The organism is Mycobacterium sp. NGS67 (genome assembly GCF_059812185.1).
On record NZ_JCALCF010000043.1, the window covers coordinates 17,675 to 30,699 of the forward strand.

Annotated in this window: 12 protein-coding genes; 8 read left to right on the forward strand and 4 right to left on the reverse strand. The window is 66.6% G+C overall.

Going from position 1 to position 13,025, the window contains the following annotated elements:
- Positions 1–57 precede the first annotated feature (57 nt).
- Entirely contained in the window at positions 58–657 is a 600-nt protein-coding gene (kstR, locus tag AC5Y4D_RS25405) for a cholesterol catabolism transcriptional regulator KstR (RefSeq protein WP_463828576.1), read from the reverse strand.
- Positions 658–927: 270 nt separating this feature from the next.
- On the opposite strand from kstR, the gene AC5Y4D_RS25410 reads away from it, so the two are divergent.
- Entirely contained in the window at positions 928–3,045 is a 2,118-nt protein-coding gene (locus AC5Y4D_RS25410) for an acyl-CoA dehydrogenase family protein (protein ID WP_500038539.1), read from the forward strand.
- A gap of 89 nt (positions 3,046–3,134) precedes the next feature.
- On the opposite strand, the gene AC5Y4D_RS25415 is transcribed toward AC5Y4D_RS25410, so the two are convergent.
- Both AC5Y4D_RS25415 and AC5Y4D_RS25420 read right to left on the reverse strand, forming a co-directional pair.
- On the reverse strand, positions 3,135–3,665 hold the full coding sequence (locus AC5Y4D_RS25415; RefSeq protein WP_499943237.1) for a hypothetical protein: 531 nt from the start codon (positions 3,663–3,665) through the stop codon (positions 3,135–3,137).
- 89 nt (positions 3,666–3,754) lie between these two features.
- On the reverse strand, positions 3,755–4,840 hold the full coding sequence (locus AC5Y4D_RS25420; RefSeq protein ID WP_500038543.1) for a 2Fe-2S iron-sulfur cluster-binding protein: 1,086 nt from the start codon (positions 4,838–4,840) through the stop codon (positions 3,755–3,757).
- A gap of 173 nt (positions 4,841–5,013) precedes the next feature.
- Between AC5Y4D_RS25420 and hsaA the strand changes: the two genes are divergently transcribed.
- The 5 genes from hsaA (at position 5,014) to AC5Y4D_RS25445 (ending at position 9,318) form a co-directional block, all read left to right on the forward strand.
- Complete coding sequence (hsaA, locus tag AC5Y4D_RS25425; protein WP_499943236.1) at positions 5,014–6,198, forward strand: 3-hydroxy-9,10-secoandrosta-1,3,5(10)-triene-9,17-dione monooxygenase oxygenase subunit; 1,185 nt, start codon at positions 5,014–5,016, stop codon at positions 6,196–6,198.
- Between the two features lie 3 nt (positions 6,199–6,201).
- The gene (hsaD, locus tag AC5Y4D_RS25430) at positions 6,202–7,077 is read left to right on the forward strand and encodes a 4,5:9,10-diseco-3-hydroxy-5,9,17-trioxoandrosta-1(10),2-diene-4-oate hydrolase (protein WP_499943235.1); all 876 of its coding nucleotides are present in this window, start codon (positions 6,202–6,204) and stop codon (positions 7,075–7,077) included.
- Complete coding sequence (gene hsaC / locus AC5Y4D_RS25435; RefSeq protein WP_499943234.1) at positions 7,074–7,976, forward strand: iron-dependent extradiol dioxygenase HsaC; 903 nt, start codon at positions 7,074–7,076, stop codon at positions 7,974–7,976. Before hsaD ends, hsaC begins: the two co-directional genes overlap by 4 nt.
- Positions 7,977–7,978: 2 nt before the next feature.
- The gene (gene hsaB, locus AC5Y4D_RS25440; protein ID WP_499943233.1) at positions 7,979–8,545 is read left to right on the forward strand and encodes a 3-hydroxy-9,10-secoandrosta-1,3,5(10)-triene-9,17-dione monooxygenase reductase subunit; all 567 of its coding nucleotides are present in this window, start codon (positions 7,979–7,981) and stop codon (positions 8,543–8,545) included.
- 164 nt (positions 8,546–8,709) lie between these two features.
- A complete protein-coding gene (locus AC5Y4D_RS25445; protein WP_500038540.1) occupies positions 8,710–9,318 on the forward strand; it encodes a hypothetical protein in 609 nt (202 codons plus the stop codon).
- Positions 9,319–9,327: 9 nt separating this feature from the next.
- Here the strand turns inward: AC5Y4D_RS25445 and AC5Y4D_RS25450 are convergent, their stop codons facing one another.
- On the reverse strand, positions 9,328–11,043 hold the full coding sequence (locus AC5Y4D_RS25450; RefSeq protein ID WP_500038541.1) for a GMC family oxidoreductase N-terminal domain-containing protein: 1,716 nt from the start codon (positions 11,041–11,043) through the stop codon (positions 9,328–9,330).
- Positions 11,044–11,401: 358 nt separating this feature from the next.
- Here AC5Y4D_RS25450 and AC5Y4D_RS25455 point away from each other — a divergent pair, with 358 nt between their 5' ends.
- Both AC5Y4D_RS25455 and AC5Y4D_RS25460 read left to right on the forward strand, forming a co-directional pair.
- Positions 11,402–12,184, forward strand: coding sequence for an MlaE family ABC transporter permease (locus AC5Y4D_RS25455; protein WP_500038544.1), 783 nt, complete (start codon positions 11,402–11,404; stop codon positions 12,182–12,184).
- A partial coding sequence (locus AC5Y4D_RS25460; RefSeq protein ID WP_500038542.1) for an MlaE family ABC transporter permease occupies positions 12,184–13,025 on the forward strand: 842 nt, incomplete at its 3' end. The genes AC5Y4D_RS25455 and AC5Y4D_RS25460, both read left to right, overlap by 1 nt.

Sequence of the window (13,025 nt, forward strand, 5' to 3'; positions counted from 1 at the left end):
TGGTCCGATGGTCGCGACCCGCTGCGAGCGGCCTAGCGGCCGCTCTTGCGATCGCGATTAGCAGTTCTCGTGATCGCCGATCAGCAGCCGCACGGCCAGGTCCAGGCGCTTGCTGACGTCGGTGGCCGAGGCGCGCCGGGTCAGCCATGCCAACAGATTGGACAGCCACACGTCGGAGATGACCCGGGCGATGTGATACTGGTCCTCGGTCGGCTCGCCGTCGCTCATGGCCCGGGCGAACATGGAGTCGATCAGCTTCTCGACCTGGTCGACCTCGCTGGCTGCCGACGCGTCGGCGAACACGTAGGCGCGCGTCATGGCCTCGGTCAGCAGCGGGTTGCGCTGCATGGCGCGGTTGAGCTTGCCGACCATGAAATTCAGCCGCTGGAACGGGGTGCCGCCGGCCACCGCGGAACGGTCGGTTTTGGCGTCGATGCGGCTGAACTCGCGGCCCAGCGCCGACACCAGCAGGTGCACCTTGGACGGGAAGTAGCGGTACAGCGTGCCCACCGCGACGTCGGCGCGATCAGCCACCGCGCGCATCTGAACGGCCTCGTAGCCGCCCTTGGACGCGATGGCCATGGTGGCGTCCAGGATGCGCTTGCGCCGCTCGCGCTGCGCCTCCGACCCCAACTCCGATTCAGCCAGTACCGCCACGTTCACGACCTCGCGAGGGTGGTTGTCGGAAGCGCGAGCGTTGCTCGTGTTCGCTGGCGACATACGGCGGGCGGCTCCTCGTGCGGGCGATCTGATCGCAAACGATACGCATTCTTCGCGTTAATCTCCCACCTCCCCGTAGCCGGGCCGACGACGTGTCCTGGCCTGATACCGTCGACTTGACGGTTGATCGCTTCCACTATTAGAACACGTTCTAGTGGGCATGATTGATTGCCTGCCCTGTGAATTTGATGACGCCGAGGAGTGCTGGTGGTAGCGACCGTCACCGACGAACAGTTCGCAGCGCGCGAGTTGGTGCGCGACTGGGCCCGCGGCGCGGCTTCGGGGCAGGCCGCCGCCGTGGTGGCCAGGGCCGTGGAGCAGGGAGAGCCCGACGCCTGGCGGCCGGTGTTCGCGGGGTTGGCCGAGCTCGGCCTGTTCGGCGTTGCGGTGTCCGAGGAGGCCGGAGGAGCCGGCGGCAGCATCGCGGACTTGTGCGCCATGGTCGAGGAGGCCGCCAAGGCGCTGGTGCCCGGTCCGGTCGCCACAACCGCGCTGGCGACTCTCGTCGTTGAGGATCCGGAAGTCCTGGCCGCGTTGATATCCGGTGAACGTTTCGCCGGACTGGCGTTGGAAGGCGAGGTGCGGTTCGACGGTTCGGTGGCTTCCGGGGTCTTGCCGTGGGTGTCCGGCGGTGCACCGGGCGGCGTGCTGTTGGTGCCGGGCGACGGAGAGTGGCTGCTTATCGACGCTGACGCCGACGGGGTGTCGCTCGAGCCGCTGCGCGCCGCCGACTTCTCCCGCCCGCTGGCCCGCGTGGAGTTGACGTCGGCGCGGGCCATCCGGCTGGACACCCCGCCCGGACGGGTCGCCGACCTGGCCGCGACGCTGCTGGCGGCGGAGGCCGCGGGCGTCACCCGGTACGCCCTGGAGACCGCGGTCGCCTACGCCAAGGTGCGCGAGCAGTTCGGCAAGCCGATCGGCAGCTTCCAGGCGATCAAGCACCTGTGCGCGCAAATGTTGTGTCGCGCCGAGCAGGCCGACGTGGCCGCCGGCGATGCAGCCGGCGCGGCGTCCGATCCCGACGCTCGGCAGTTCGCCATCGCCGCGGCCGTCGCCGCCGGTCTGACCATCAGGGCCGCCAAGGCCAACGTGCGGGACTGCATTCAGGTGCTCGGCGGCATCGGCTGCACCTGGGAGCACGATGCTCACCTCTACCTGCGGCGGGCGCACAGCATCGGTCGATTCCTCGGTGGTGCGGAATTCTGGCTGCGCCGGGTCGCGGCGCTGACCCAGGACGGCGTGCGCCGGCAGCTGTCCATCGACCTGACCGAAGTCGAGGGTCGGCGTTCGGAGATCAGCGCGGCCGTCGCCGAAGTGGCTGAGTTGCCGGTCGAGAAGCGCCAGGCCGCCCTGGCCGAGGCCGGCCTGCAGGCGCCGCACTGGCCGGCGCCGCACGGGCGCGGCGCGGGTCCGGCCGAGCAGCTGCTCATCGATCAGGAACTGGCGGCGGCCGGCGTCGAGCGGCCGGATTTGGTGATCGGCTGGTGGGCCGCACCGACCATCCTCGAGCACGGCACACCCGAACAGATCGAGCGATTCGTGCCGTCGACCCTGCGTGGTGACTTCCTGTGGTGCCAGCTGTTCTCCGAGCCGGGGGCGGGTTCGGACCTGGCGTCGTTGCGCACCAAAGCGGTGCGAGGCGACGGCGGCTGGCTGCTCAGCGGACAGAAGGTGTGGACGTCGGCCGCGCACAAGGCCGCCTGGGGGGTGTGCCTGGCCCGAACGGACCCGGACGTCCCGAAGCACAAGGGCATCACCTACTTCCTCATCGACATGAAGGCGCCCGGCATCGAGATCCGGCCGCTGCGCGAGATCACCGGCGACTCGTTGTTCAACGAGGTCTTTCTGGACAACGTGTTCGTGCCCGACGAGATGGTGGTCGGCAAGGTCAACGACGGCTGGCGGTTGGCCCGCACCACGTTGGCCAACGAGCGGATCGCGATGGCCAGCGGGACCGCGTTGGGCAACCCGATGGAGGAATTGCTCAAGGTGCTCGCCGAGCTCGACCTGGACGCCGCCCAGCAGGACCGGCTGGCCGACCTGATCCTGTTGGCCCAGTCCGGCGCGCTGCTGGACCAGCGCATCGCGGTGCTGGCTGTCGGCGGGCAAGACCCCGGGGCTCAGTCCAGCGTGCGCAAGCTGATCGGCGTGCGCTACCGGCAGAAGCTGGCCGAATACATGATGGATGTGTCCGAGGGCGGTGGGCTGGTCCACAACCAGGCGGTATTCGACTTCCTCAACACCCGGTGCCTGACCATCGCGGGGGGCACCGAGCAGATCCTGCTGACCGTGGCCGCCGAGAGGTTGTTGGGCCTGCCGCGCTAGAAGCCCCTACGTCGACTGTGAATCCTGCGACCCGACACGCCGGTGCAGCGTCGTCTGATTCACGCTCGCGGTGAGGGCCGGCGCCGGCCTCAGGCGAAGTTGGTGACGGCGCAGGTGCTGGGCGAGGTGAGGTTCACCCCCGGGTAGACGACCTGCATGTGCGTGCAGACGTAGACGGTGACGTTGGTCATCGGTTGTCCGGTCGACCAACTCACCGAGTCGATGACGCCGGTGGTCTGGTACTTGTCCGGCGGGCCCTCGCCGAAGTAGACGGTGGTGATCGTGTCGATCCCGCCCTCTTTGTGCACCCGCTCGAACTGGCTGGTCGCGTGCGCATCCAGGTAGGCCACTCGACTGTTGGACCGGATCTCGGTGGTCTGGCGTGCCCACAGACCGGACGGGAAGCCGGCCGGACCGTCGGGAGTGCGCAGGTTCGCCCCGGCAACGAAGTCGCAACTGCCGTTCCCGTGGCAGTTGACGAAGGTGTGCGTCTCGATCTGATTCGCCTCGTCTACCGGGAACAACGTGGTGGCGGTGTTGCTGCCGGCGACGGCTGTCGGGGCGGGCAGCAACGTCAGCATCAGCCCGACCAGCGCAAGACCCGGTACCAACCGCTTCATCGTGCTCCCCTTTCCACCGACCTGAGCAGAACTTAGCGCTGTGACCTCTACCGAATCAGATTTCCGGGGAGATTGACAGGTCGTCGTTCCTACTCGTCATAGGTGACCTCGACCGTGTCGGTTTCCGGATGAGCCTGACAGGCCAGGATCAGACCCTCGTCGAGATCCTCCTGCTCGAGCACGTCGTTGATCTCCATCGTGACCTTGCCGCCACGCAGCGTGGTGGCGCACGCGCCGCAATGGCCTTCCCGGCAGGAGAACGGCGCATCGAGCCCCTTGGCCAGCAACACGTCGAGCAACTTCGCGCTGCGCGGCCACGAGACGGTATGGGTCTCCCCGTCCAGTTCGACCACCGCGGTGGCCGGTCCCGCCTCGTCGTCGTCGCTGTCGTCGATCGTGACGGCGGCGAACGGGTCGGATTCCAGCGACTTGAACACCTCGATATGCACTTGCTGCACCGGCACTTTCAGCGCATCCAGCGCCTGTCGCGCCGCCTCCATGAAAGGTCCGGGTCCGCAGATGAACGCGGGCCGGTCGGTGAAGGGCGCGGCGAGGTGAGCCAAGGCGGCCGCACTGGGCAGGCCCTGCAAAGACTCCAGCCAGTGCACCACCGTCAGCCGGTCGGGATATTTGGTGGCCAGGTCCTGCAATGCGTCGCGGAAGATCACCGAGCGGTCGTCGCGGTTGGCGTAGACCAGCGTGACCTGTCCGCTGCCCTCGGCCAGCGCCGACTTGCAGATGGACATGATCGGGGTGATTCCGCTGCCGGCGGCCAGCAGCAGGAAGTCGCCGTCCAGGGTCTTGGGCACGAAGGTGCCCGACGGCGCCAGCAGATGGATACGCATGCCTTGGTGCGCGTTGTCGCACAGCCAGTTGGAGGCGTACCCGTCCGCGGTGCGTTTGACGGTGACGGTCAACGCGTCGTCGGTGAACGGCGAACTGCACAACGAGTAGCACCGCGCCACCGACCCGGTGCGGTCGCTGGGCACCCGCAAGGTCAAAAACTGACCGGGCGCGTAGCGCAGCCGTTCCGGCGGGATGGACGCACCGTCGGGCACTGCGAACACCAGCGACCGCGCGTCGTCGGTCTCGGCGACGACTTCGGCGATCTGCAGCTCCAGGACATGGTCGCCGAGCGGTTCGTCCGGTGCTTGGTCCAGATCCGCCTGGGTCAAGGCCCGCCCTCTCTTCCATCTCAACTAGAACATGTTATAGAAAACCCGATTGGCATCTCTACCAGCCGCAGGAATACCCTGCTCGACACAAATCGGAACGTGTTCTAGTCTTTCCCTAAGTCAGCCGCATCGGTTCTCGACTCAGCCCGCACTCCCACAGGAGGCAAACCTAAGTGACCACCATTCAACAGCGTGATGCGCAGCAGGTGTTAGCTGCCATCGACGATCTGCTGCCGCGGATCCGTGAGCGCGCTCAGGCAACCGAGGATCTGCGCCGGCTGCCGGACGAAACGGTGCAGGAACTCGACGAGGTTGGCTTCTTCACCCTGCTGCAGCCCGAGCAGTGGGGCGGCCTGCAATGCGACCCCACCCTGTTCTACGAGGCCGTGCGCCGCATCGCCAGCGCCTGCGGTTCCACCGGCTGGGTCAGCTCCATCCTGGGGGTGCACAACTGGCACCTGGCGCTGTTCGACCAGCAGGCCCAGGAAGAGGTGTGGGGAGAGGACACCAAGACGCGGATCTCGTCGTCGTATGCGCCGATGGGCGCCGGTGTCGTCGCCGACGGCGGCTACCTGGTGAACGGGGCATGGCAGTGGTCGTCCGGATGTGACCACGCCACCTGGGCGTTTCTGGGCGGCCCAGTGATCAAGGACGGGCGCCCGGTCGACTTCGGCAGCTTCCTGATCCCGCGCAGCGAGTACCAGATCGACGACGTGTGGCACGTGGTCGGGCTGAAGGGCACCGGCAGCAACACCGTGGTGGTCAAGGACGTGTTCGTGCCCCGGCACCGGTTCCTGTCGTACAAGGCGATGAACGACGGCACCGCCGGCGGGTATGAGCGCAACACCGCCCCGGTTTACAAGATGCCTTGGGGCACAATGCATCCCACCACCATCTCGGCGCCGATCGTCGGCATGGCCTACGGCGCTTACGACGCGCACGTCGAGCACCAGGGCAAGCGGGTGCGTGCGGCGTTCGCCGGGGAGAAATCCAAGGACGACCCGTTCGCCAAGGTGCGCATCGCCGAGGCGGCCAGCGACATCGACGCTGCCTGGCGGCAACTGATCGGCAATGTCGGCGATGAGTACGCGCTGCTGTCGGCCGGCCAGGAGATCCCGTTCGACCTGCGTGCCCGCGCCCGTCGCGACCAGGTGCGCGCCACCGGGCGGTCGATCTCCTCGATAGACCGGCTGTTCGAGGCGTCCGGCGCCACCGCGTTGGGCATCGAGCAACCGGTGCAACGCTTTTGGCGTGACGCGCACGCGGGCCGGGTGCACGCCGCGAACGACCCGGAACGGGCCTACCAGATCTTCGGGAACCACGCGTTCGGGTTGCCGCCCGGCGACACCATGGTCTAGGCCATGACCGCCACCGAGGAACTCACCTTCGAATCCACCTCGCGTTTTGCAGAAGTCGACGTCGACGGACCGCTGAAACTGCACTACCACGAGGCGGGCATCGGCAACGCCCCCACGGTGGTGCTGCTGCACGGCGGCGGTCCGGGCGCGTCGAGCTGGACGAACTTCTCGCGCAACATCGCGGTGCTGGCCGAGCGGTTCCATGTGCTGGCCGTGGACCAGCCCGGATACGGGCACTCCGACAAGCGCGCCGAACACGGCCAGTTCAACCGCTATGCGGCCCGGGCGCTCAAGGGGCTTTTCGACCAGCTCGGGCTCAAACGCGCTCCGCTGGTAGGCAATTCACTGGGCGGCGGCACCGCGGTGCGGTTCGCGCTGGACTACCCGGACCTGGCCGGGCGGCTGGTGTTGATGGGCCCCGGCGGGCTGAGCGTCAATCTGTTCGCCCCGGACCCGACCGAGGGTGTCAAACGCCTGGGGAAGTTCTCGATGGAGCCGACCCGGGACAACCTGGAAGCGTTCCTGCGGGTCATGGTCTACGACCAGAAGCTGATCACCCCCGAACTGATCGACCAGCGGTTCGAGTTGGCCAGCACGCCGGAGTCGCTCACGGCGACCCGCGCGATGGGAATGTCGTTCTCCGGAGCCGACTTCGAGCTCGGCATGATGTGGCGCGAGGTGTACAAGCTGCGTCAGCCGGTGCTGCTGATCTGGGGCCGCGAGGATCGGGTCAACCCGCTCGACGGTGCGCTCGTGGCGCTCAAGACCATCCCCAGAGCCCAGCTGCACGTGTTCGGGCAATGCGGGCACTGGGCCCAGGTGGAGAAGTTCGACGAGTTCAACAAGCTGACCATCGATTTCGTAGGAGGTGCGAGATGAGCATCCGTTCCCTGGGTTATCTGCGCATCGAGGCCACCGACATGGCCGCCTGGCGCGAGTACGGGCTCAAGGTCCTGGGCATGGTCGAGGGTAAGGGCACCGTCGAGGGTGCCCTGTATCTGCGCATGGACGACTTCCCGGCCCGGCTGGTCGTCGTCCCCGGCGAGCACGACCGGCTCTCGGAGGCCGGCTGGGAGTGTGCGAATGCCGAAGGGCTGCAAGAGATCCGGAATCGGCTCGAAGTCGAGGGCACGCCGTACAAGGAGGCGACCGCCGCCGAGCTGGCCGACCGTCGCGTCGACGAGATGATCCGGTTCTCCGACCCGTCGGGCAACTGCCTGGAGGTCTTCCACGGCGTCGCACTGGAGCATCGCCGGGTGGTCAGCCCCTACGGACACAAATTCGTCACCGGTGAGCAGGGGCTGGGACACGTGGTGCTGACGACCCGTGACGACGCGGAAACGTTGCACTTCTACCGGGACGTCCTGGGCTTCACGTTGCGCGATTCCATGCGGCTGCCCCCACAACTCGTGGGCCGACCCGCCGACGGAGCGCCGGCCTGGTTGAGGTTCTTGGGCTGCAACCCTCGTCACCACAGTCTGGCCTTCATGCCCGGGCAGACCCCCAGTGGCATCGTGCACCTGATGGTCGAGGTGGAGAACGCCGACGACGTGGGTCTGTGCCTGGACCGTGCGCTGCGCAAGAAGGTGCCGATGTCGGCGACGCTGGGCCGGCACGTCAACGATCTGATGCTGTCCTTCTACATGAAGACGCCGGGTGGCTTCGACGTCGAATTCGGTTGTGAAGGAAGGCAAGTCGCCGACGACGACTGGATCGCCCGGGAAAGCACGGCGGTCAGTCTGTGGGGCCACGACTTCTCGGTCGGCTTCAAGAGCTGACCGTGGCTGCCCCGCCTCTCGATCCGCGCACGTTCCGCAGCGTGCTCGGTCAATTCTGCACCGGGATCACCATCATCACCACGGTGCACGACGACGTGCCGATCGGTTTCGCGTGTCAGTCGTTCGCGGCCTTGTCGTTGGACCCACCGCTGGTGCTGTTCTGCCCGACCAAGGTGTCGCGGTCCTGGCAGGCGATCGAGGCGAGCGGGCGGTTCTGCGTCAACGTGCTCACCGAGAAACAGCAGCACGTCTCGGCGCGGTTCGGGTCCAAGGAACCCGACAAGTTCGCCGGGATCGATTGGCGGCCTTCCCAACTCGGTTCGCCGATCATCGAAGGCTCACTGGCCTACATCGACTGCACGGTGGCATCGGTGCACGAGGGTGGCGACCACTTCGTGGTGTTCGGTGCGGTCGACTCGCTGTCCGACTTGCCCAAGATCAAGCCGCGGCCGCTGCTGTTCTATCGCGGCGAATACACCGGCATCGAACCGGACAAGAACACCCCGGCTCAGTGGCGCGACGACCTGGAGGCGTTTCTCACCACCACCACCCAGGACACCTGGCTGTAAACGAATTCGACACGCAAAGTCGAAACACCGATTCGGTGTAAAGCAATTTGACTTTCAAGGCCGAAAAGCGACCCGCTGCAATTTCGAAATTTCTATTCCCATTTGGGCTGTGCCGGCATTAGCATCTGGGCCATTGCGCTCCGCCTCACAGAAAAGGGTATGAAATGTCAATCGAAGCAGCCGAAACCCGCGTCTCCGAACTTCGGGAACGGCAGGCGGCGGAGGAAGCCTGGCAATGGATCGTCGAGCTGAAAGAGCTGGCGAAATCCGACAGTGCAGCCGCCGAGGCGCAACTGGACGCGATCTTCCGCCGGGGCACCGCGCCGGTGAGCCTGGATGGGCCGACGGACGGCATCCTGGTCACGACGACCACCAACCAGATCGTCGACGCGGCCGTCCGGTTCGTCACCCGGCTGTGGATGCCGTGGCAGGGAAAGCGCTTCGACTTGGCGGCCCATACCGGCGACAACCGCCTGACGTCCAACGCGAAGCTGCCCTCCAAGCTGCTGTGGCCGCTGTACAAGATGAAGGACGCGGCCGAGGGCAACCTGGCGTTCGACTTCAAGACCTACAACGAGGCCGGCAAGCTGGACCCGGACGTGCAGGTCATGGTGATCGACTACTCCGAGGTCAAGGAGAACCCGTACGTCATCATCCGCAGTATCCGCGACGAGCTGGTCGAGGTGGTACCGGGCACCTACCTGGGCAAGATCCTGTTCCGGTTGCCCCGGGAGCACTACGAGATGATCGGGTTCTTCGCGTTGCGCGCCTAGAACCGCCGGTCAGGCCCGGTCGTCGCCCTCGACGGCCGGGTCGTAGCCGGGCAGGTCAAGTTCCTCGCGCAGCAGCTCGGCGGTCCGCTCGGCGAACATCGAAATGGTCAGGAACGGGTTGACGCCGATCGCACGCGGGATCACCGAGGCGTCGCAGACGTAGAGCCCGTCGTGGGTGCCGCCGTCCGGCCGGAAGATCCGCCCGGCGTGGTCGATGACCCCGGCATCGACGTTGTCCGCGGTGACGCACCCGCCCATGGGATGTGCGGTGATCAGGTGTTTGCCCAGGAAGCGCTTGTCCCAGCGCGGGTTCTTGATGTACGTGCCACCGATCGCTTCGACCGCCGGCCGCATCACCGCGTCCACGTCCCGGTAGACGCGTTCGGTGGGTGCGCCGGGCCAGTCGACCTTGACAGTGCCGTTCTTGCGCAGCACCAGCTCGCCGTCGGAGTTGTCGTGCACCATGATCAGAAACCCCAGGGAGTGGTTCATCGCGCCGTCGGTGTTGAACGCGATGTCGCGCCGCCACCGGTCGAGTTTGTCCTTGCGGTAGTCGCGGTAGCTGGTCGCGGCCAGTCCCATCAACCCGAAGCGGAAGCTGTCGACCAGCGCGCGCGGCAGCGACAGATCCTGCACGGTGAAGCGTTTGCGCAGGTCGGACTGGTCTGCCCCGAAGCGCATCGACGCGGTGATGCTGGGACCGCAGGCCAGCAGGGAGCGGGGCGGCCCGTCGCTGGTCGCCCAGGTCTGGGTGTCGGTTTGCATGTCGGTGTTGTAGGCGATGCCGAAGTTGTCGCCGTTGCCGCTGAAGTTCTTGCCCAGTCGAGCCGACAGGCCGAGTCCGGCCTGACCGGACCGCAACAGGATGCCGTTGCTGCCCAACGTCCCCGCCGCCACCACCACCCGGCGCGCGGTCACCGCGATCTCGGCGCCCTTGCCGCCGGTATGCCGGGCCAGCACGCGCCACCGGCCGTCGCCGGTCGGTTCGATGCGCTGCGCTTCGATACCGGCGAACATCTCGACCCCGAAGTGCGCGGCCATCGGCAGGTAATTGGTCATCAGCGTGTTCTTCGAGCCGGTGTTGTCGCCGGTTCCGTCGCCGCCGTGGTTGGGGCATCGGCGCCGCTGCACGCCGTAGCGGGTGATCCGGTCCTCGGTGCTGACGGTGATATCCAGCAGTTGCAGCTGGGCCCCCGCGTTCTTGGCGATCTGCGTGAACGCTTCGACCCGCCGCAGCGGCACGTTCTCGGCGTAGGGGACCGCGCCCAGCATCCGCTTGGCCCGCGCGTAGTACTCGCCGAGCCCGCCGACCCCGTCGCGGGCCTGTTCCGCCAACTGCCGGAACTCACGCGGCCAGGACGCCAGGAACACTTCCCGATCCGGCACGATCGCCACGTTGAAGTTGATCAGCGAGGTGCCGCCGAGGCCGTTGGCGTGGATGACGTCGATGGTGCGGAAACGCTCGAGTTCGATGAGACCCAGCGGCCGCAGCGGAGACCGCAGCTCGGCGGCGGCGGCCTTTTCCGTCTCCGGGAAGGATCCGGTCGGATGCTCGGCTCCCCGCTCCAGCACCGCGATATCGAGCTTGCCGCCGCCGCGGGCATTCGCCACCCCGAGTCGCGCGGCGGTGATGGCGCCGCCGTACCCGGAACCGAGAATCAACACGTCGTACTCGCTGCGCAGCGAGGCCAGTGGCCTCGCCAGTGTCGCGGCTGTTTCCACCATGACGGCAAACCTTTCCGAGCGGGGAGCGGTGAATGTGTAGCGCAGCCTAAACCTCCTGAGCGGGATTTGGGAGAAATAATCCGATAAATTCAAAGTTGACTCGACGTCGCCAACAATGAGGCGAATAGGCGCCGTGTAAACCAAATTTACAGCGTGCCGGAATAACAGAAAAAAATAACGATTCGGACTCGCCTGATTAATGCGCGGTGTTGTACTGTGCGAACTCACCAACAAGCGCCCATATGATCGGGGATCCGCGTTGAATCCGGTAATCGAAGCAGACGTCGACGTGCCCGCGGCCGTGCCGCCGGCCGCGCCTGCCGCGTACCGGTCGAACGACGGCCGGGGACGACGGGCGCTGGGCAAGATCGACGGCTCGGTACAGACCCTCGGACGGTTCTTCGAACTGGCCGCGCAGGCCAGCCTTCATCTGATCGCCGACCTGCTCCGGTTACGCCACCCGTGGCGGGACACCATGCACCAGGCTTCGTTCATCGTCAGTGTCACCGCGATACCGGCGCTGCTGATCTCCGTTCCGTTCGGTGTCATCGTCGCCGTGCAGGTCGGCAGCCTCATTCAGCAGGTCGGCGCCACGTCGATCTCCGGCGCCGCGGGCGGGCTCGGGGTCATCCGGCAAGCCGCGCCGATCGTGTGCGCGCTGCTGCTCGGTGGCGCGGCGGGCGCGGCGGTGACCACCGACCTGGGGGCGCGCAGCATTCGTGACGAGGTCGACGCGCTGCGCGTGATGGGTATCGATCCGGTGCAGCGGCTCGTCACGCCGCGGCTGGCGGCGATGCTGTTGGTGGCCCCGCTGTTGTGCGTCTTCGTCGTCTTCATGGGGTTGTCCGCCGGTTACGTCATCAACGTCGCTTTCCAGTCCGGTACCCCCGGTAGCTACATCGCCTCGTTCGGATCCTTCGCCACCGTCGCCGATCTCGTCGTCGCGCTGTGCAAGACATGGCTTTTCGGCGTGGTCGTCACCCTCGTTTCCTGCCAGCGCGGTCTGGAGGCCAACGGCGGGCCGCGCGGTGTGGCCGACGCCGTCAACGCGGCGGTCGTGGTCGGTGTCGTGGCGGTGTTCCTGCTCAACCTGGTGATCACCGAGTTCGTCACCATCTTCATGCCGACGAAGGTGGGCTGATGACAGGATCCGTGGCGCAGCCTTCCCGGTACCGGCCACCAGGATTGGCCGGTGTGATCCGGCTACCGCTGCGGGGCTTGTCGATGTTCGAACGCCTCGGACATCAGGCCGGCTTTGCGCTTCTGGTGCTCGGCGCGATCCCGCGGACCGTCACCCGCTACCGGCGCCACACCGGCGCGATATTGGTCGACATGATCTGGGGCAACGGATCATTCATCGTCGGCGGCGGAACGATCGGCGTGCTGGTGTTCATGGGCGCTGCGATCGGGGCGTCCGTCGGCATCGAGGGGTACGCCGCCTTGGACATGGTCGGCATGGGTCCGCTGACCGGCTTCATCTCGGCCTACGCCAACACCCGTGAGATGGCCCCGATGATCGCGGCGATCGGATTCGGGGCCCAGGCCGGCACCCGGATGACCGCCGAAATAGGTGCCATGCGGATCGCCGAGGAGATCGATGCCCTCGAAGTGCAAGGCATTCAATCAATTCCGTACGTCGTGACGCCGCGGGTCGTCGCCGGCCTCGTCACCATCGTGCCGCTCTATCTGATGTCGTTGGTGCTGAGCTACCTGTTCTGCTCGCTGGTGGTCAACGTGGTGCATCACCAGTCGTCGGGCACCTATCATCACTACTTCGACGCGTTCATCCGGCCGTCGGACGTGATCCTGTCGGTGGTCAAGGCTGTCGTCTTCGTGCTGCTGATCGTCGCGATCCACTGCTACGAGGGCTATTACGCCGCGGGCGGACCCGAGGGCGTCGGGCGCGCCTCCGGGCGAGCGATCCGGGCCAGCCTGATCTCCGTCGTCGTCGCCGACATGGTCCTCACGCTGGTGTTCTGGGG

Bases quoted from the DNA above. Each gene is read 5' to 3' on its own strand.
- AC5Y4D_RS25445 (WP_500038540.1), top strand. From the start codon at position 8,710: ATGTCAATCGAAGCAGCCGAAACCCGCGTCTCCGAACTTCGGGAACGG.
- AC5Y4D_RS25450 (WP_500038541.1), bottom strand. From the start codon at position 11,043: ATGGTGGAAACAGCCGCGACACTGGCGAGGCCACTGGCCTCGCTGCGC.
- hsaD (WP_499943235.1), top strand. From the start codon at position 6,202: ATGACCGCCACCGAGGAACTCACCTTCGAATCCACCTCGCGTTTTGCA.
- hsaC (WP_499943234.1), top strand. From the start codon at position 7,074: ATGAGCATCCGTTCCCTGGGTTATCTGCGCATCGAGGCCACCGACATG.
- AC5Y4D_RS25415 (WP_499943237.1), bottom strand. From the start codon at position 3,665: ATGAAGCGGTTGGTACCGGGTCTTGCGCTGGTCGGGCTGATGCTGACG.